Below are 20,738 nucleotides of genomic sequence, written 5' to 3' on the forward strand. Positions count from 1 at the left end.
AACTGTCTAAAATGAATTATTTGATGCGGTACTAGCTCAGCTGGTAGAGCGCGACCTTGCCAAGGTCGAGGTCACGAGTTCGAGCCTCGTGTACCGCTCCAAATTCGAAAACAGTTTTATTCAACTGCCATAAAATGAATTATGTGATGCGGTACTAGCTCAGCTGGTAGAGCGCGACCTTGCCAAGGTCGAGGTCACGAGTTCGAGCCTCGTGTACCGCTCCAAAATTTCACCTCTATATTGTCTATATAAAATAAAGACTTCTATTTAAAATAATCTCAATTTTTAAAATCTAATATTCGCGATTTTATTTTCAGCACATATACTTACTTCGTTAAGAACAAAACTTAATGGAGCATTAGTATTTATGACAGCGATATATATTGCAGCAATAGCACTATTTTCAGTTTTTGCTCAATGGCTTGCTTGGGTATTTAAAGTTCCTGCCATTTTATTTTTATTATTAATAGGCTTACTACTAGGTCCTGTTTTTTCAATATTAAAGCCAGACGAATTACTAGGTAATTTATTGTTTCCTGTAATCTCTCTTTCTGTTGCGATTATTTTATTTGAAGGTGCTCTTACGCTACACTTTAGAGAGCTTAAAGGCATAGGAAAAGTTGTAAGAAACTTGTGCTCTATTGGTATGCTCACAACCTTTATTATTATCGCTCTAAGCAGTTTTTGGCTACTAGGTTTAGATTGGCGTGTCTCTGCAGTTTTAGGTGCTGTATTGGTTGTTACAGGACCGACTGTGATAACGCCATTACTTAATATAATGAGACCAAGCATAGAAGTTGATCGAATACTACGCTGGGAAGGTATTGTAATTGATCCTATCGGTGCTTTATTTGCAGTACTCGTATTTGAAGCCGTAAAGTTTGCAGGACCAACAGATGCGTTAAGTCATACATTACTACAGTTAAGCGCAACACTAGCAATCGGTTTATCTCTTGGTGCCTTTGCTGGTTGGCTTACCACTTTAATCTTTAGAAAAGATTGGATCCCTTATGAGTTGCAAAAATTTACAGTCCTTGCATTCGTTTTATTTGTTTTCTCACTTTCTAACTATCTAAGTCATGAATCAGGGCTTTTAGCCGTAACAGTCTTTGGAATATGGCTTGCAAATCAAGATGACTTGGAACTAGACGCTATTCTAGAATTTAAAGAAGATTTATCAATGATCTTAATTTCAGGCTTATTTATTCTACTGGCATCTAGGCTAAGTTTGTCTGAGTTGTTATTGCTAGGTCCTACAGTGATGGTATTCCTAGTAATCGTATTATTTATTGCTCGCCCATTCTGTATTATTGTCTCGACCTTTAAATCAGATATTTCGATCAAAGGGCGAATGATCTTAGCTTGGATTTCACCTAGGGGTATTGTCGCTGCAGCAGTTGGTTCTGTTTTCTCATTAAGTATGGCTGAGCAAGGAGTAAAGGATGCTGATAAAATAGTGCCTCTTATATTTACAGTAATTATTGTTACAGTAATTCTTCAAAGCTTGACAGCTCTACCACTTGTTAAATTATTAAAAATGCATAGACCAGAACCTTCAACTATTTTAATTATTGGTGCAAATCATGTATCAAGAGCGATAGCGATTGCACTCAAAGAACAGAATATTAATATCTATTTATCTGATCCTGCCTGGGAAAATTGTAAAATAGCCAGAATGAGCGGCTTACCCTGTTATTACGGAAACCCACAATCTGAACATGCAGAAAGATACTTGCCAATGACAGATATAAAAACCGTATTAGCACTATCACCTAATAGACACAATAACGCCATTGGAGTGCAATACTTTTCACACCTTATCAAAGAAAAAAATGTATTTTCATTAAAATCATCAACTGTGCACTCTAAAGCAAATAAAGACAGTGCGACCTTTCTTTCGAGACAAATATTATTTATAAATAATACCCAAGATAATACAGCCACTTTTACGCGATTAAGCGATTTAATTGCCAAAGGAGGTAAGGTAAGTACAACTCGAATCTCAGAAGAGTTTACCTGGGATAATTATTTAGAAGTAAATAAAGAAGCTGTGCCATTATTTTTAATAAATACAATCGGACAATTAAGTCCATTCACACCTCAACTGGAAAAGCCAATAGCAGGTGAAATGGTTGTTGCTATGCAACCATATAAAATGTCAGTATTAAAAGATATGGGATAGCTATACAGCCATGCCAACACTATTAAGTTAGTGTTCTAATATAAATTCGGATAAATTTTTAAGAGTACAAGTTATAGCGCCAGAGTAGACTTAAATACCTGAATCCATGCAGGCACAACGAAGCTTTACTGAAATGATGTTGGTGAGGTATAAACGTAGGCGGGGCTTTAGCCGCGATTAGGTTACTCGTAATTAATATCTAAATCCCACAAAACAAAAAAGCCGATACATTTCTGTATCGGCTTTCTTGTGATTATGAGAGTGGAGCCTGATGTATTGGCATCTTTAGTCTGAATAATATTAGACTCTAAAACGCGAAAATCCCAACTCAATGAGTTAGGCTTTTTACTGAAATTATGAGGGTAAGCCTGGCGATGCCAGCTAACACAATATTTTTAAATTATAAAAAGCAAAAAAGCCGATACATTTCTGTATCGGCTTTCTTTAATTAGGAGCCTGGCGATGTCCTACTTTCACATGGGAAACCCCACACTATCATCGGCGCTGTTTCGTTTCACTTCTGAGTTCGGCATGGGATCAGGTGGGTCCAAAACGCTATTGTCACCAAGCAAAATCTGTTGATTATGCTTTGTTTTGTTCTTTAATAAATTCGGTTCGCTGATATTCGTAAAAGTATTCTACTTTAGTTAACACTAACTTCTTGCTTGTTTCTATCACACACAAAACCACTTTGGCGTTGTATGGTTAAGCCTCACGGGTAATTAGTACAAGTTAGCTCAAGGCCTCACAACCCTTACACACCTTGCCTATCAACGTTGTAGTCTCCAACGGCCCTTCAGAGAGCTTATAGCTCTAGTGAGAAATCATCTCGAGGCCTGCTTCGCGCTTAGATGCTTTCAGCGCTTATCAGTTCCGAACGTAGCTACCGGGCAATGCCATTGGCATGACAACCCGAACACCAGCGGTTCGTTCACTCCGGTCCTCTCGTACTAGGAGCAACCCCTCTCAATTCTCAAACGCCCACGGCAGATAGGGACCGAACTGTCTCACGACGTTCTAAACCCAGCTCGCGTACCACTTTAAATGGCGAACAGCCATACCCTTGGGACCGACTTCAGCCCCAGGATGTGATGAGCCGACATCGAGGTGCCAAACACCGCCGTCGATATGAACTCTTGGGCGGTATCAGCCTGTTATCCCCGGAGTACCTTTTATCCGTTGAGCGATGGCCCTTCCATTCAGAACCACCGGATCACTATGACCTACTTTCGTACCTGCTCGACGTGTCTGTCTCGCAGTTAAGCTTGCTTCTACCATTACACTAACCGTACGATGTCCGACCGTACTTAGCAAACCTTCGTGCTCCTCCGTTACTCTTTGGGAGGAGACCGCCCCAGTCAAACTACCCACCAGGCACTGTCCGCAATCCCGCTTAGGGACCTACGTTAGAACATCAAAACTACAAGGGTGGTATTTCAAGGACGACTCCATAACATCTAGCGACGCTACTTCAAAGTCTCCCACCTATCCTACACATGTAGGTTCAATGTTCAGTGCCAAGCTGTAGTAAAGGTTCACGGGGTCTTTCCGTCTAGCCGCGGGTACACAGCATCTTCACTGCGATTTCAATTTCACTGAGTCTCGGGTGGAGACAGCGTGGCCATGGTTACACCATTCGTGCAGGTCGGAACTTACCCGACAAGGAATTTCGCTACCTTAGGACCGTTATAGTTACGGCCGCCGTTTACCGGGGCTTCGATCAAGAGCTTCTCCGAAGATAACCCCATCAATTAACCTTCCGGCACCGGGCAGGTGTCACACCGTATACGTCATCTTTCGATTTTGCACAGTGCTGTGTTTTTAATAAACAGTCCCAGCCACCTAGTTTCTGAGACCAACTTCAGCTCCACACGTAAAGCGCTTCACCTAATGTTGGCGTACCTTCTCCCGAAGTTACGGTACAATTTTGCCTAGTTCCTTCACCCGAGTTCTCTCAAGCGCCTTAGTATTCTCTACCTGACCACCTGTGTCGGTTTGGGGTACGATTCATTATAAACTGAAGCTTAGAGGCTTTTCCTGGAAGTATGGCACCAACAACTTCATCACCGTAGTGACTCGTCTCGTGTCTCAGCCTTAATGACAACCCGGATTTACCTAAGTCATCAGCCTACGCACTTTCACATGGACAACCAACGCCATGCTTGTTTAGCCTGCTCCGTCCCCCCTTCGCATTCATAATAAGTACGGGAATATTAACCCGTTTCCCATCGACTACGCCTTTCGGCCTCGCCTTAGGAGTCGACTCACCCTACCCTGATTAACATGGGATAGGAACCCTTGGTCTTCCGGCGTGGGGGTTTTTCACCCCCATTATCGTTACTCATGTCAGCATTCGCACTTCTGATACCTCCAGCATACCTCCCGGTACACCTTCAACGGCTTACAGAACGCTCCCCTACCCCGCATACAAAGTACGCAGGCGCATCTTCGGTGGTATGTTTAGCCCCGTTACATCTTCCGCGCAGACCGACTCGACCAGTGAGCTATTACGCTTTCTTTAAAGGGTGGCTGCTTCTAAGCCAACCTCCTGGCTGTCTGGGCCTTTCCACATCGTTTCCCACTTAACATACACTTTGGGACCTTAGATGGCGCTCTGGGTTGTTTCCCTCTTCACGACGGACGTTAGCACCCGCCGTGTGTCTCCCGGATATTACTTAACGGTATTCGGAGTTTGCATGGGGTTGGTAAGTCGGGATGACCCCCTAGCCCAAACAGTGCTCTACCCCCGTCAGTATTCATCCGAGGCTCTACCTAAATAGATTTCGGGGAGAACCAGCTATCTCCCGGTTTGATTAGCCTTTCACTCCTAGCCACAAGTCATCCCCTCACTTTTCAACGTAAGTGGGTTCGGTCCTCCAGTTGATGTTACTCAACCTTCAACCTGCCCATGGCTAGATCACCGGGTTTCGGGTCTATACCCTGCAACTAGTCGCCCAGTTAAGACTCGGTTTCCCTACGGCTCCCCTATTCGGTTAACCTCGCTACAAAATATAAGTCGCTGACCCATTATACAAAAGGTACGCAGTCACAAAGCAAAGCTTTGCTCCTACTGCTTGTACGTACACGGTTTCAGGTTCTATTTCACTCCCCTCACAGGGGTTCTTTTCGCCTTTCCCTCACGGTACTGGTTCACTATCGGTCAGTTGGGAGTATTTAGCCTTGGAGGATGGTCCCCCCATATTCAGTCAGGATATCACGTGTCCCGACCTACTCGATTTCACTTTATATAAGTTTTCGTATACAGGACTATCACCTTGTATCGTTGCACTTTCCAGAGCATTTTACTAACTACAATAAAGCTTAAGGGCTGTTTCGATTTCGCTCGCCGCTACTTTCGAAATCTCGGTTGATTTCTGTTCCTACGGGTACTTAGATGTTTCAGTTCTCCGCGTTCGCCTCGTTAACCTATGTATTCAGTTAACGATACCTATAAATAGGTGGGTTTCCCCATTCGGAAATCTAAGTCTCAAGTGCTTTTTACTAGCTCGACTTAGCTTATCGCAAGTTAATACGTCCTTCATCGCCTCCAACTGCCAAGGCATCCACCGTGTACGCTTATTCACTTAACCATACAACCCAAAATAGTCTTACAACTACAATGTGCTGTATTATTTCGTGACAGTTAACTTCGCCAGAAGTTAATGTTTTGAATACTAAAGTAGATGCCAATCATTAATTACTTATAAATAAGTAAACAATAAATTGGCATGAATGCATCACCATATAACATGGCTATCATTCGTTTCTTTTACTTTTTGAAAACTCTTAATAAATGTTTAATAAACATTTATTAGAATTTTTATATCAGCTTTCCAAATTTTTAAAGAGCACATAAATAATTCATTCCAAAGAACAAACTATTTAATAATCATCTGTGTGGACACTGGCATGCAAACCAGTTCTTTCGTATAAGGAGGTGATCCAGCCCCAGGTTCCCCTAGGGCTACCTTGTTACGACTTCACCCCAGTCATGAATCACTCCGTGGTGACCGTCCTCTGCAAGCAGTTAGACTAGCCACTTCTGGAGCAACCCACTCCCATGGTGTGACGGGCGGTGTGTACAAGGCCCGGGAACGTATTCACCGCGGCATTCTGATCCGCGATTACTAGCGATTCCGACTTCATGGAGTCGAGTTGCAGACTCCAATCCGGACTACGACAGGCTTTAAGTGATTCGCTTACCCTCGCGAGCTCGCAGCACTCTGTACCTGCCATTGTAGCACGTGTGTAGCCCTACACGTAAGGGCCATGATGACTTGACGTCGTCCCCACCTTCCTCCGGTTTATCACCGGCAGTCTCCCTAGAGTTCTCAGCATTACCTGCTAGCAACTAAGGATAGGGGTTGCGCTCGTTGCGGGACTTAACCCAACATCTCACAACACGAGCTGACGACAGCCATGCAGCACCTGTCTCAGAGTTCCCGAAGGCACAAGTCTATCTCTAGTCTCTTCTCTGGATGTCAAGTGTAGGTAAGGTTCTTCGCGTTGCATCGAATTAAACCACATGCTCCACCGCTTGTGCGGGCCCCCGTCAATTCATTTGAGTTTTAACCTTGCGGCCGTACTCCCCAGGCGGTCTACTTAATGCGTTAGCTTTGGAAAAGTCATCCGAAGATTCCAGCTCCTAGTAGACATCGTTTACGGCGTGGACTACCGGGGTATCTAATCCCGTTTGCTCCCCACGCTTTCGTACATGAGCGTCAGTATTGACCCAGGTGGCTGCCTTCGCCATCGGTATTCCTTCAGATCTCTACGCATTTCACCGCTACACCTGAAATTCTACCACCCTCTATCATACTCTAGTCTGCCAGTTCGAAATGCAGTTCCCAGGTTGAGCCCGGGGCTTTCACATCTCGCTTAACAAACCGCCTGCGTACGCTTTACGCCCAGTAATTCCGATTAACGCTTGCACCCCTCGTATTACCGCGGCTGCTGGCACGAAGTTAGCCGGTGCTTCTTCTGCGAGTAACGTCACAGCTATAGTCTATTAAACTATAACCTTTCCTCCTCGCTGAAAGTGCTTTACAACCCTAGGGCCTTCTTCACACACGCGGCATGGCTGCATCAGGCTTGCGCCCATTGTGCAATATTCCCCACTGCTGCCTCCCGTAGGAGTCTGGACCGTGTCTCAGTTCCAGTGTGGCTGATCATCCTCTCAAACCAGCTAGGGATCGTTGCCTTGGTGAGCCTTTACCTCAACCAACTAGCTAATCCCACTTGGGCTAATCTTTAGGCGTGAGGCCCGAAGGTCCCCCACTTTGGTCCGTAGACATCATGCGGTATTAGCAGTCGTTTCCAACTGTTGTCCCCCACCTAAAGGCATATTCCCAAGCATTACTCACCCGTCCGCCGCTCGTCAGCAGATAGCAAGCTATCTCTGTTACCGCTCGACTTGCATGTGTTAGGCCTGCCGCCAGCGTTCAATCTGAGCCATGATCAAACTCTTCAATTAAAAAGTTTTTTGTCTTTGTCTATAAAATAGATGAGACAGCTCAATGAATTCTGTTTTTGATATTAAATTTAACAAAGTTAAACTTAACGTCGCATATGACTGTGTAGTCACTCGCTCTTTCCTAAAAGGATTAAGTGAACAGATTTTAATGAGACTCTAATTTTGTGTCACTTCGAAAAGTGACTTTAGAACTCAATCTGCAAGAGTGCCCACACAGATGATTACTTATTGTTAAAGAACGTTGCTTTGAAGCTGTGCTTCGAAGCGGAGGTGCATAATACACCTTAAAATTTTTGAGTCAATACTTAATTTAAAATTAATTTTTTAACTTTAAATCTGATTCAAACTTTTTGGAGATAAATCTCCTTCCAACATCATTCGATATCGCTACATCCCTTTAGTCTCTTACCTTAAAGTCTGTTGCTTGCCGTCTGTGTCGGTGGAGGCGCAGTATAGACAGATTCTATTTTAGCGCAAGTGTTTTTATTAGGTTTTTTGAATTAATTATCTATACCTGATTTCACACACTTTAAATACAGGTTACTCACTTTATCCTGTGGATAAAATTAAAAATGCCAGCTAATAGCTGGCATTTTTAATTCTAATTAGAATAGTTAAGCTTATTTATTTCCAGCTTTTCATTTTATGGCCTTTAACAGCATAAAATAAGATGAATAAATAACATGGGAACATCACCATATATCCACCTTGTTGACCTAAATCAGTTGCACCACTTGTTAATCCCCAGAATAATGGACCAAAAGCGCCACCAGATATACCCATAACTAATAATGCTGAACCCGTACTTGTTAATTGACCTAAACCAGATAATGCTAGCGGGAATACAGCAGGCCATACAATTGCGTTTGCTAAACCTAAACATGCAATTAAAACTAAAGTATCTGGTAATGCCATAATACCTAATGGCGCAAGTACTGCATTTGAAATTGCATATGAATTATTATCGCCAAGAACAATACCAACAGTTAAAGCCAAGCCTAATATTGCTGAAACCATTAAAGCTTTTTCTTGTGAAATAAATCTAGGGATTAAGAAGATACCCAGTATATAACCTAACACCATACATGCCATAGTGAATGAAGTCATAATTCCGTAATTTTCAATTCCTAAAGACAAGGCAAATGCACCAATCGTATCACCAGCGATTACTTCTGCTGCGACATAGAAGAATAATGCTAATACTCCTAGAGCAAGACTTGGATGTGATAAAGTTTCTTTAACTAGACCTTGATCACCTGATTCATCAGACTCTTCTTCTTTTTCTAGCTCAGGTAGCGGTGCCTTAGTAACTGCAAAGCCTAAAATACCAATGAAAATAGCCATACCTAAGTAAGGTAATATTAGACTATTAGCCATTTCATCAATTTTAATTTGAGTCAGCTCAGTACCTACTGTATCTGTAAAATTACTCATGATTAATGCTGTAAATACGATTGGTGCAACCACGCCTGCACCTTTGTTCATAATACCCATAATAGAGATACGTGCTGCAGCAGACTCTTCAGGCCCAATACGTACAACATATGGATTAACTGCAGTTTGCAATAAAGTTTGCCCTGCCCCCATCACTAACTGCGCTAATAAGAATAATGGAAAGTACTGTGTTTTTGCTGCTGGAATAAACAATAAGCCGGCAATCATCATAACACCCATACCTAATGCCATACCGTTTTTATAACCGACTTTACGGATCACAGCTGCAGAAGGTATCGCAGTAAAAGTTACCGCTATATAAAATGAAAATAAAATTAATGATGCTTGAAATGGTGTTAGCTGAAGAATTTGTTTTAGGTAAGGCATCAATGAACCATTGAGCCAAGTTGCAAACCCTAATATAAAAAATAATGTTGCAACGATTGCCATGGGCACAAAGTTACTTTTAGATCGATTCTCAATATTCACACTGGCTTCCATAAGACTTCTTCTTGTTGAAATTAAGTGTAATACAAGTTCCCCCTGAACTTTATATTTCACTTAATTAAGTTATAGTTAATTTTATGTTTCACGCTAAATAGTCGAAACAATCACAGGTCTAACCAGATTATCTAACTAGCCATTAACAAAAATGACAGCGCTATCATAAAACTTTACGACAATTTAACGGCTATTGCCAGAAGCATTTACTAAAAACTTAAAAACAAAAAAGGACCAAACGGTCCTTTTTTAATCTAAATACAATAACGATTTAATTTATTTGAGTAATTCGGCTCTTGGAGTTTTCATTTAAATAACTACGTAATTGCACTTTTTGGCCTTTTTTAACTTTAATTGGTGTTAAATAGGGCTGCCAGTTGCTGCCATTATCTAAACTAACCTCTATTTTAAGATATGGAATAGATGAATTAGCCTTGAGCTTACCACTTTCAATCACACCACCTGGTACAGGTAAATATGGTGATACACCTGAAAGTAGCATTTTATTTAGCTCTTTTTTACCTAAGGCAGCAGAAAAGTAAGCCCAGTCTTGCTGTCGTTTTGCATTACTTGGGTTATCACCTTCCCAAGACGCTTTATGCCAAGCACGTTCCGCAACAGCTAAAACCCTTGGAAATAACATTTTCAAAACCTGATCTTCAGTGCGAATAGATTCTGACCAAACCTGCCCTTGCATACCTAAAATATTTTCAGGCTTTTCAAGTTTAGGCAATGAACGCCCTACTAAAGCCTCGAGGTTATCTATTACTTTACCTGAACGCGTAAAATCAGCATTGGCATAAACATTATCAGGCATATAACCAAATGTTTTTTCTGTGCTTGTGTATCTGCCAGCCCAGTAATAACCACGCTCTTCAGGATGAGCTTCGTATGGGTGGTCAAAATACAAATGTGTACCATGTGATAGTACAACTTGATAATCATTGTTTGCTAAACGATATGCTCTGTCTGCAACGCCCCACTCCCAAATATTATCCCAAACATTCGCGGTAAACACTTCACTTGGTAGTTCTTTACGATTAAAGGTATTTAATGTGTCGTACATTAAACCATCTTCCCAAGCACCTGGTGAAATCCCTCTTGCATTAAGGAGTTCTGCGACACGTTTTGTAAAGTAAGGCTTCAAGTCAGCTACGCCAGAAACACCATTTCCTGGTTTATCAAATAATGCCTGACATACAGGAGAGCCAGTCCAAGAGCCTTTACCTACTTCATCACCACCAAAGTGCAGATTTGTTAAACGTACACCTGCTTCCCTGTACATTTGTTGTAATTCATAAGTAACTTTATCGATAAATTGATAACTTGAATCCATACAAACATTTACTGAATTGTCTTTATAGTTCTGAACTGTATTATAAAATGAGGTATCTGCTGGATCGCTTAACAAATAAGCTTTAGCTTGCAGGTTTTGAATAGTTTTAACTTCAGTATCGGTTTTTAAAATCCCAGCTTGATTAAGTAATTGCCCTACACTTTGTTTTTTATCTTTAGCGATAAGCTTATTGTAACGCGCTTCCATTGATTTTATGGCAGCTCTTGCGTGACCCGGTGATTCAACCTCTGGAATAATTTGAATGTGACGAGCAGCAGCAAATTTTAACAACTCAACAAAGTCAGTTCTTGTCATAAAACCATTGCCTGAGCCAGATTTAAATGGACCAGTACCTAATTGTGTTAATAAACATGTTTGCTCTTTTAAATCAAAACAACGATGTGCGCCTATTTCAGTTAATTCAGGTAAGTCAGGGATCTCTAAGCGCCAACCTTCATCATCTGAAAAATGCCAATGCAATTTATTTAATTTATAGCGCCCCATTTGCTCAACAAGTTTGAACATAGCCTCTTTGCCATGATAGTTTCTTGCATTATCATAATGCATACCACGCCATTCATATCTTGGGCTATCCGTTATTTCAACTCTAGGTAGAGTCACTTCTTTTTTACTACCGGCAGGGGCCAACGCAAGCAAGGTTTGCATACCATAAAACACACCGGCATTATCGCTACCTATAATTTCAATTTTATTATCATCAACTTCCAATTGATAACTTGCAGCTTTACCTTTATTGACCGAGTCATCAATTACAATATTGATTAATGGCTGTTTTGAAGTTGGAATATGATTAGGCTCTGCTTGCAATTCTAATTTGTAGTATTTTTTAAAATCAGCTAAAAATACTTTAATTTCAGATGTTGCACCACCGCTATAACGTATTTGCCAGTTATCATTTAATACTGTTTCACCACGATTAAAATCAACATCTTGTGGCATTGGGATCACACGTTTTAACGCATCTGATTCTGATATGTCATTTTTAGCCACTTTAGTGTTATGGATATAACGATTTTCTGCATTTGCAATCTGAGTTAAATCCATTTCTGGTGAATTAAATTTTTTAATTTGGTTTTCACGAACTATGGGTTTAACAAATTGGCTAAAATCTTCAGTATCTGTATTTGAAAAAATCACTGGCGCGCCATTATTGGCAACCATAAATGAGCGAGGCATAAAGTCAGAATAAGCAGCTATCCAAGCTGCACCTTTAAATGTTAACTCTAAAGTGCTGCCAGATTTTAAACCTTTAAAATCGGAAGTCGGCACTAAACGGTGTAAATCACCATTCACATGCTCAAATTGTAGCCCTTGATCTATTTGAGAATCGATTTTTCTAATTGAATGAAAGTATACCTGCCAGTCACTGCTACCTGCAGGTAAGTCTATATCTGACTTATTATCAAAGCTTAGATTACCTTCAAAACTATTTGATGCGTATTTAAAGTTATCACTGACGCCAAACTTTAACTGTGTTTTTTGAGTGAACTTTTCTACTGAATCTTGTGAAACACCTGCAATTGCGAACATTGGTATTGAACATATTAAACTCGCACTAATACCACAAAGCATGCTCTTATTGAACCGCATCAAAAATCTCCTTTATTCGTTTTAGATATCAATATTAATTTAGTTATTAGACTTTAGTACTGAATAACTCAAATTATTTCTAACAAATCATATGAACTCATTGAAAATATATACTATGGAAATTAAAAATGACAGCGTTATCATTTTTAATTTCCATGGTCTTATTTATCTAATTACACATTCAACTCAGCCTTTTAGGCAAAGAATTTAGAAAATACTTCAGGGTTTACGATGCTAATTTCCTATTATTACTAAATATGATTTAGCTTTAATAGTTTCTCAACAATCACTTTATTTGCCTCAGGGAATTCATATTTATTTAAATCTTGAATTTCAACCCAACAAGACTCCTGTCCTTCATGGCCAACAGCTTCGCCTTTAAAGTTCTCAACTAAGTGGATATCTAAATAAACTGATTTATCAGGATAATCATGATGAATTTGATGAAAAGCCTCACTCGATACGACTTCGATATTAATTTCTTCTTTTAGCTCTCGTGCTAAAGCTTGTGTTACAGTTTCTCCAACTTCAACTTTACCACCTGGAAATTCCCACTTATTACCTTGATGCTGCTTTGCGGAACGTTTACATATAAATATTTTTGATTGTTGCTTAATGATGCCCACGGCTACATGTACAATTTTTTGAGTCATTTTATAATCTTTTATATTAGGAACTGTTAATCAATAAGTACAAAAAAAGCGACCTAAGTCGCTTTTTACATCAGTATCATTTTAAATTATGACAATTTACCATGACACTGTTTATATTTTTTACCTGAGCCACACGGACAAGGATCATTACGACCCACTTTTGGTGCTGTGCGTGTCATAGTTGCAGCTTCTGGCGCTTCTCCGCCAACATGCTCAGCTTCTTGATGTTGATATTGGTGTTCAGTATTTTCAGATGCACGATGTTGCGCTTCAACAGTTTCTACATCTTCTTCAGCACGCACTTGTACTTTACTTAAAATACCCACAACATCTACTTTTAAGTTTTCTAACATTTCTGTAAATAACTCAAAAGACTCTCGTTTGTATTCTTGCTTAGGATTCTTTTGCGCGTAACCACGTAAATGAATACCTTGACGTAAATGATCCATCGCAGCTAAGTGATCTTTCCAATGCTGATCTAAGCTTTGAAGCATAATGGCTTTTTCAAATTGACGTAATACAGACTCGCCAACCATTTCTTCTTTTTGCTTATAAGATTCAGAAACAGATTCTTCGATACGCTCTCTTAACGTTTCTTCGAATAACTTATTATCTTCATCTAACCAAGTTTGAATTGGTAATTCAATTAAGAAATCAGCTTGTAGACGCTCTTCTAGCCCTTTAATATCCCACATTTCAGCAAGTGATTGTGGCGGAATAAACTGATCTATCGTTGCATTCAAGACATCGCCACGGATAGCTGTGATAGTTTCAGAGATATCACCTTCTTCCAATAATTCATTACGTTGTGCGTATACAACATTACGTTGATCATTAGCAACATCATCAAATTCTAATAACTGCTTACGAATATCAAAGTTACGCGCTTCTACTTTACGCTGTGCATTTTCAATTGCACGGCTTACCCAAGGATGCTCAATAGCTTCGCCTTTTTCCATACCAAGCTTACGCATCATGTTAGTCATGCGCTCACCAGCAAAAATACGCATTAGCGCATCGTCCATTGAAAGATAGAAGCGACTTGAACCCGCATCACCTTGACGACCAGCACGACCACGTAATTGGTTATCAATACGACGAGATTCATGACGCTCAGTTGAGATAATATGTAAACCACCAGCAGCGATCACTTCATCATGCGTTACTTGCCAATCAGCTTTAATTTTAGCGATTTGCTCATCTGTTGGTGAATCTAGTTTAGCCACTTGTGCTTGCCAGTTACCACCTAATACGATATCCGTACCACGACCAGCCATATTTGTTGCAATTGTTACTTTGCCAGGTAAACCTGCATCAGCAACGATATCTGCTTCTTGAGCATGGAATTTAGCATTTAATACGCTGTGTTGAATTTTTTCTTTCTTTAAGAACTGAGATAAATACTCTGAACTTTCGATAGAAATTGTACCAACTAAAACAGGTTGTCCACGCTTTTGACAATCAAGTACATCCACTAAAATAGCGTCGTATTTTTCTTCTTGTGTTAAATAAACTAAATCAGCGCGATCATCACGGATCATAGGTTTATTTGTTGGTGTAACTACTGTATCTAGTCCATAAATTTGTTGGAATTCGAATGCTTCAGTATCAGCTGTACCTGTCATACCTGCAAGCGTTTCGTATATACGGAAATAATTCTGGAAAGTGATTGATGCTAAAGTTTGGTTTTCATTTTGAATGTTAACCCCTTCTTTAGCTTCTACTGCTTGATGTAACCCTTCAGACCAACGACGACCTTCCATCGTACGACCTGTATGTTCATCAACAATAATTACTTCATTATCTTTTACAACGTAATCAACATCTTTTTGATACAGTTTATTTGCGCGTAAACCAGCATAGATATGACTTAACAATGTGATATTACCAGCTGAGTAAAGTGAATCACCTTCTTCAATCAAACCATGATTTTGTAAAAGTTCTTCAACTTTAACTTGGCCACGCTCTGTTAAATGAATTTGTTTACCTTTTTCATCTATCGTGTAATCGCCATCACCTTCAACACCTTCTTCATCTTCTTTTTCTTGCTGAACAAGCTCAGGGATCAATAAGTTAATTTTAGCGTAAAGCTCAGAACTATCTTCAGCAGGGCCAGAGATAATTAGCGGTGTTCTTGCTTCATCTATTAAGATTGAATCTACTTCATCTATTAATGCATAGTTTAATGGACGTTGTGCACGTTCTTCTGGAGAAAACGCCATATTGTCACGTAGGTAATCAAAACCAAACTCGTTATTTGTACCGTAAGTGATATCAGCTTGATAAGCTGCTTGTTTGTCTTGTGGTGCTAAACCCGCAATATTACAACCAACACTTAAACCTAAAAATTCAAATAATGGACGGTTTGTCTCAGAGTCACGCTGAGCTAGGTAGTCATTCACAGTAATAACATGAACACCTTTACCTGATAAACCATTTAAGTAAGCTGGTAATGTTGCAGTTAAAGTTTTACCTTCACCTGTACGCATTTCAGCAATACGACCTTGATGTAAGATCATCCCGCCTATCATTTGCACATCAAAGTGACGCATATTAAATACACGTTTTGATGCTTCACGTACTGTTGCAAATGCTTCAGACAAAATATCGTCAAGCGTTTCACCTGCTTCTAAACGCTTGCGAAATTCAGCTGTTTTCGCTTGTAATTCTTCGTCAGTTAATGCTTCAAACTTTTCTTCGTATTGATTGATTACTGCGACCGTTTTTTTTAAGTTTTTAATGGTGCGATCATTGCGACTACCAAAAAGCTTGGTAAATATTTTAGATATCATGATAAAACCGTTACTACCCTTTGATTTCAATTAATTGACGAACTGTTAACTATATGGAGATACAATAACCTAATTTCAAGTAGGTAATTTTTATACGCCAAACTTATATTGAGGGTATAATAAAAGTAATCGCACGCTAATACTAATGTTATTTATGGCAAAAGACAGATACGCACCAAAAACACTTGATGATTTAATGGCAGGCATGTCAAACAAGCTCTCTTCTTATGCCGGTAAAAGCCAAAAACTCGCTCATTTTCAAGCTTTATTTGAGCAATCAATCAGTGCGCCTATGGCTAAAAAATGTCGTGTAAGTAATTATCGTGATGCCATTATGGTAATAGAAACCGACTCTGCAGCCGTTGCTATGCGCCTAAACTATATGAAAATGTCTATTTTATCGGACCTACGTAAAAATGGCTTACCTGAACTTTCACAAATTAAGGTACAAACTAATCCACAAGCCTTCACAAATAGAACAACACCTTCGAGTCAAAAAGAAAATAATTCTCAGAAAAAAGATTTAGTATTAAGCGAAGATACCGCAAATTCATTATTAGAAGTTGCAAAAAGCGCCCCGCCTTCTCTCAGAGAAAAATTAGAGAGATTGGCAAAACATAGTAAAAAGTAATTCAAGCATAGAGAATTTACACATATTATTCATTATATAAAAAATACGGGACTTATCGACAATTGCTCCTGCATTACTCTAAACAACATACGGGGCTGAATTCCCGCCTACATTCGAGTTTGTATCTTAGCTTAATACTTTAATGACTTGTAGGCGTTAATTTATCCGCGCAAACAAAAAGGCCACTTTTAAAAAGTGACCCTTCTCTAATGATTCATTCTAAAGTGAATTAACCGATATGCTTACGTGCGTTGCGGAACATACGCATCCACGGGCTATCCTCTTTCCACTCATCTGGGTGCCAAGAGTTAGCAACTGTGCGGAATACTCGTTCTGGATGCGGCATCATTACTGTTGAACGACCATCTGTACTTGTAATAGCCGTAATACCTTCAGGCGAACCATTTGGGTTATTTGGATATTGCATAGTAGGCTGACCATAGTTATCAACGTATTGTGCTGCCACTGTACCACTCGCTAATGCTGCTTTAACTGCATCACCGTTAGCAAACTCAGCATGACCTTCACCATGAGATACAGCAATTGGCATACGAGAACCAGCCATTCCTGAGAAGAATGCAGATGGATTTTCTTGAATTTCAACTAAACTGAAACGCGCTTCAAAACGCTCTGATTTATTAGTTACAAAACGTGGCCAATGTTCAGTACCTGGGATTAACTCTTTCAATGTTGAAAGCATTTGACAACCGTTACATACACCTAGTGATAAAGTGTCTTGACGGTTAAAGAATGTTTCAAACTCACCACGTGCGCGGTCATTGAATAAAATTGACTTAGCCCAACCTTCACCAGCACCTAATACGTCACCGTAAGAGAAACCACCACAAGCAACTAAGCCTTTAAATTCTTCTAAAGATAAACGACCTTCTAAAATATCACTCATATGAACGTCTACAGCAGCAAAACCAGCACGGTTAAATGCAGCAGCCATTTCCACATGAGAGTTAACACCTTGCTCACGCAAGATAGCCATCTTAGGCGCGGCACCTTTTAGAATAAATGGCGCAGCCACATCTTCATTTAAATCAAAAGAAAGCTTAGTATTTAAACCTGGATCTTTAGCATCAGCCTTTGCTTCATGTTCTTGCTTAGCACAATCAGGGTTATCACGTAGAGATTGCATTTGGTAAGTTGTTTCAGCCCACATAGTACGGTATTGCGTACGTGTATTTTCTAATACAACTTCACCATTACGAGTAAAGCTAATCGCATCAGAATCGTTTAATGAACCAATTTCATGAGTCATTGAAGCTAAACCGTTCGCAGCTAACACTTCAAGTATTGCAGCTTTATCAGCATCACGAACTTGAATGACACCACCTAGCTCTTCGTGGAATAATACTTCAATATCAGAGCCAGTTAATGAATCTAAATTAACAGATACACCAGTATGACCAGCAAACGCCATTTCAGTTACAGTAGTGAATAAACCACCGTCTGAAATATCGTGATAAGCTAATAATTTTTCGTCAGCTACAAGCGACTGCATAGCTTCATAGAAGCCTTTTAATACTGCTGGGCTATCAACGTCTGGCGTTGTTTCACCTAATTGCTTATAAACTTGTGCTAGTGATGACGCACCTAAACGATTTTGGCCTGCACCTAAATCAATTAAGATTAGTGATGAGTTACCTTTATCTGAGCGAAGCTCAGGAGTTACTGTTTTACGTACATCTTCAACACGACCAAATGCAGTGATGATAAGCGATAATGGAGAAGTTACAGACTTATCTTCGCCAGCTTCATCCCATTGCGTTTTCATCGACATTGAATCTTTACCTACTGGGATAGTTAATCCAAGTGCAGGACATAATTCTTCACCGACCGCTTTAACTGCTTCGTAAAGACCAGCATCTTCACCAGGGTGACCTGCTGCGGCCATCCAGTTAGCTGAAAGTTTAATGTTTTCTAAACTACCGATATTTGTACCAGCAATATTAGTTAATGACTCGGCCACAGCCAAACGCGCAGAAGCACCGTAGTTAAGTAATGCAGCAGGTGTACGCTCACCTAGCGACATCGCTTCACCATGGTAAGTATCAAATGCAGCAGCTGTTACAGCACAATCCGCTACTGGTATTTGCCAAGGACCAACCATTTGGTCACGTGCCACTAAACCAGTAACTGAACGGTCACCAATGGTAATTAGGAAAGTTTTTTCTGCGATAGCTGGTAAACGTAATAAACGTGCAGCAGCATCTTCAACTGTAATGTCGTCAAAGTTAAATGCTTCACCACTCGCTGTTTGTGTTTTTACATCACGGTGCATTTTAGGTGCTTTACCTAATAATACATCTAGAGGTAAATCAACAGGGTTGTTATCAAAGTGAGTATCAGCAACTGTTAACTGTAGCTCTTCTGTCGCTTCACCAATCACAGCGTATTCAGCACGTTCACGCTTACAAATCTCTTCAAATTTAGCTAAATTCTCAGGCGCAACCGCCATTACATAACGTTCTTGAGATTCATTACACCAAATTTCATGTGGTGCCATACCTGGTTCATCATTTGGTACGTCACGAAGTTGGAAAATACCACCTCGACCACCATCATTTACTAATTCAGGGAATGCATTTGATAAACCACCAGCACCTACATCATGGATGAAAGCAATTGGGTTTTCGTCACCTAGCTGCCAACATTTATCAATAACTTCCTGACAACGACGTTCCATTTCAGGATTTTCACGTTGCACAGATGCAAAGTCTAAGTTTTCGCTAGACTGACCTGATGCCATTGAAGATGCAGCACCACCGCCTAAACCTATATTCATTGCTGGGCCACCTAAAGCAATTAGCTTAGCGCCTACAGGAATATCACCTTTTTGTACGTGATCTGTACGAATATTACCTAAACCACCTGCAAGCATAATAGGCTTGTGGTAACCACGTACTTCTTCGCCATTATGGCTATTTACCTTTTCTTCGTAAGTACGGAAGTAACCTAATAGGTTAGGACGACCAAATTCATTATTAAATGCTGCGCCACCTAATGGACCTTCAGTCATAACATCTAATGCATTTACAATTCGACCAGGTTTACCAAAGTCAGTTTCCCAAGGTTGTTCAAAACCAGGAATGCGTAAATTAGATACTGTAAAACCAACTAAACCTGCTTTTGGCTTAGAACCACGACCGGTGGCACCTTCATCACGAATTTCACCACCAGAACCCGTAGCTGCACCAGAGAATGGCGCAATTGCTGTTGGGTGATTATGCGTCTCAACTTTCATCAAGATTTCAATACCTTCTTGATGATAGCTATATTCGTTTTCATTATTTGGGAAAAAACGACCCGCTGTAGAGCCTTTCATTACTGCTGCATTATCAGAATACGCTGACAATACGTTTTCAGGGTTTTTCTCAAATGTATTTTTGATCATTTTGAACAGAGATTTCGGCTGCTCTACACCATCGATAGTCCAATCTGAATTGAAGATTTTATGACGACAATGTTCTGAGTTTGCCTGAGCAAACATAAATAATTCGATATCGTTTGGATTACGACCAAGCTTAATGAAGTTTTCAACTAAGTAATCGATTTCATCATCCGCAAGAGCAAAGCCTTGCTCAACATTTGCAGCAGCTAATGCCTCACGACCACCAGATAAAATATCAACTGATGACATAGGAGCCGGTTCTGCAGTTGTAAATAACTGTGCAGCATCTTCTAGCTTAGTATGTGTAGCTTCTGTCATACGATCATGTAATAACGCCGTCACTTGTGCCAACTGCTCAGCAGTTAAATCACCTTCAACATAATATGCTGTACCACGTTCAACACGGTGAACTTGGCTTAAACCACAGTTATTTGCAATATTAGTTGCTTTAGAAGCCCAAGGAGAAATCGTACCAGGACGCGGTGTTACTAGTACTAATGAACCAGCAGGCTCATGCTCAGCAACAGTCGGACCGTAAGTTAATAGCTTTTGTAACTTCTCATTTTCAGCACTGTTTAACTCAGCTGTTAAGTCAGCAAAATGCATGAATTCAGCATAAACGCCAGTTACAGGTAGTTTTGCGTCTGCGCAAGTTTTTAGGATTTTTTGAACTCTAAAATCAGACAGTGCAGGTGCACCACGTAGAATCAACATAGATATTTTCA

The 20,738-nt window shown here is 40.1% G+C and carries 7 protein-coding genes, 2 tRNA genes and 3 rRNA genes; 4 read left to right on the forward strand and 8 right to left on the reverse strand.

Features of this window, described 5'->3' with window-relative positions; all coding sequences use genetic code 11:
• The first annotated feature begins 25 nt into the window (after positions 1-25).
• The 3 genes from PSA_RS00095 (at position 26) to PSA_RS00105 (ending at position 2,182) form a co-directional block, all read left to right on the forward strand.
• Positions 26-101 (forward strand) — tRNA-Gly (locus PSA_RS00095).
• 47 nt (positions 102-148) lie between these two features.
• Positions 149-224 (forward strand) — tRNA-Gly (locus tag PSA_RS00100).
• A 143-nt stretch (positions 225-367) separates the two neighbouring features.
• Positions 368-2,182, forward strand: coding sequence for a sodium:proton antiporter (locus PSA_RS00105; protein ID WP_042152104.1), 1,815 nt, complete (start codon positions 368-370; stop codon positions 2,180-2,182).
• A 454-nt stretch (positions 2,183-2,636) separates the two neighbouring features.
• Here PSA_RS00105 and rrf read toward each other — a convergent pair.
• From rrf to secA, 7 genes are all read right to left on the reverse strand, one after another.
• Positions 2,637-2,751, reverse strand: a 5S ribosomal RNA gene (gene rrf / locus PSA_RS00110).
• A gap of 132 nt (positions 2,752-2,883) precedes the next feature.
• Positions 2,884-5,772: ribosomal RNA gene (locus tag PSA_RS00115) — 23S ribosomal RNA — on the reverse strand.
• A gap of 340 nt (positions 5,773-6,112) precedes the next feature.
• A 16S ribosomal RNA gene (locus PSA_RS00120) occupies positions 6,113-7,655 on the reverse strand.
• Together the 16S, 23S and 5S rRNA genes form the textbook arrangement of a ribosomal RNA operon.
• A 624-nt stretch (positions 7,656-8,279) precedes the next feature.
• Positions 8,280-9,578 carry an N-acetylglucosamine MFS transporter NagP gene (gene nagP, locus PSA_RS00125; RefSeq protein ID WP_371257756.1) on the reverse strand — a complete coding sequence of 433 codons (1,299 nt, stop codon included), beginning with the start codon at positions 9,576-9,578 and terminating at the stop codon, positions 8,280-8,282.
• A gap of 283 nt (positions 9,579-9,861) precedes the next feature.
• Positions 9,862-12,537, reverse strand: a complete 2,676-nt coding sequence (locus tag PSA_RS00130) for a family 20 glycosylhydrolase (protein WP_042153143.1) — start codon at positions 12,535-12,537, stop codon at positions 9,862-9,864.
• A gap of 251 nt (positions 12,538-12,788) precedes the next feature.
• Positions 12,789-13,190, reverse strand: a complete 402-nt coding sequence (mutT, locus tag PSA_RS00135) for an 8-oxo-dGTP diphosphatase MutT (RefSeq protein WP_042153148.1) — start codon at positions 13,188-13,190, stop codon at positions 12,789-12,791.
• A gap of 86 nt (positions 13,191-13,276) precedes the next feature.
• Positions 13,277-15,982 carry a preprotein translocase subunit SecA gene (secA, locus tag PSA_RS00140; RefSeq protein WP_042153151.1) on the reverse strand — a complete coding sequence of 902 codons (2,706 nt, stop codon included), beginning with the start codon at positions 15,980-15,982 and terminating at the stop codon, positions 13,277-13,279.
• A 154-nt stretch (positions 15,983-16,136) separates the two neighbouring features.
• Between secA and PSA_RS00145 the strand changes: the two genes are divergently transcribed.
• Positions 16,137-16,613: a DUF721 domain-containing protein gene (locus tag PSA_RS00145; RefSeq protein ID WP_042153183.1), complete on the forward strand. Its 477-nt coding sequence runs from the start codon at positions 16,137-16,139 to the stop codon at positions 16,611-16,613.
• A gap of 229 nt (positions 16,614-16,842) precedes the next feature.
• Here PSA_RS00145 and purL read toward each other — a convergent pair whose 3' ends face one another.
• Positions 16,843-20,727, reverse strand: a complete 3,885-nt coding sequence (purL, locus tag PSA_RS00150; RefSeq protein ID WP_042153164.1) for a phosphoribosylformylglycinamidine synthase — start codon at positions 20,725-20,727, stop codon at positions 16,843-16,845.
• Positions 20,728-20,738 lie beyond the last annotated feature (11 nt).

Source organism: Pseudoalteromonas sp. '520P1 No. 423', from assembly GCF_001269985.1.
Lineage (GTDB): Bacteria > Pseudomonadota > Gammaproteobacteria > Enterobacterales > Alteromonadaceae > Pseudoalteromonas.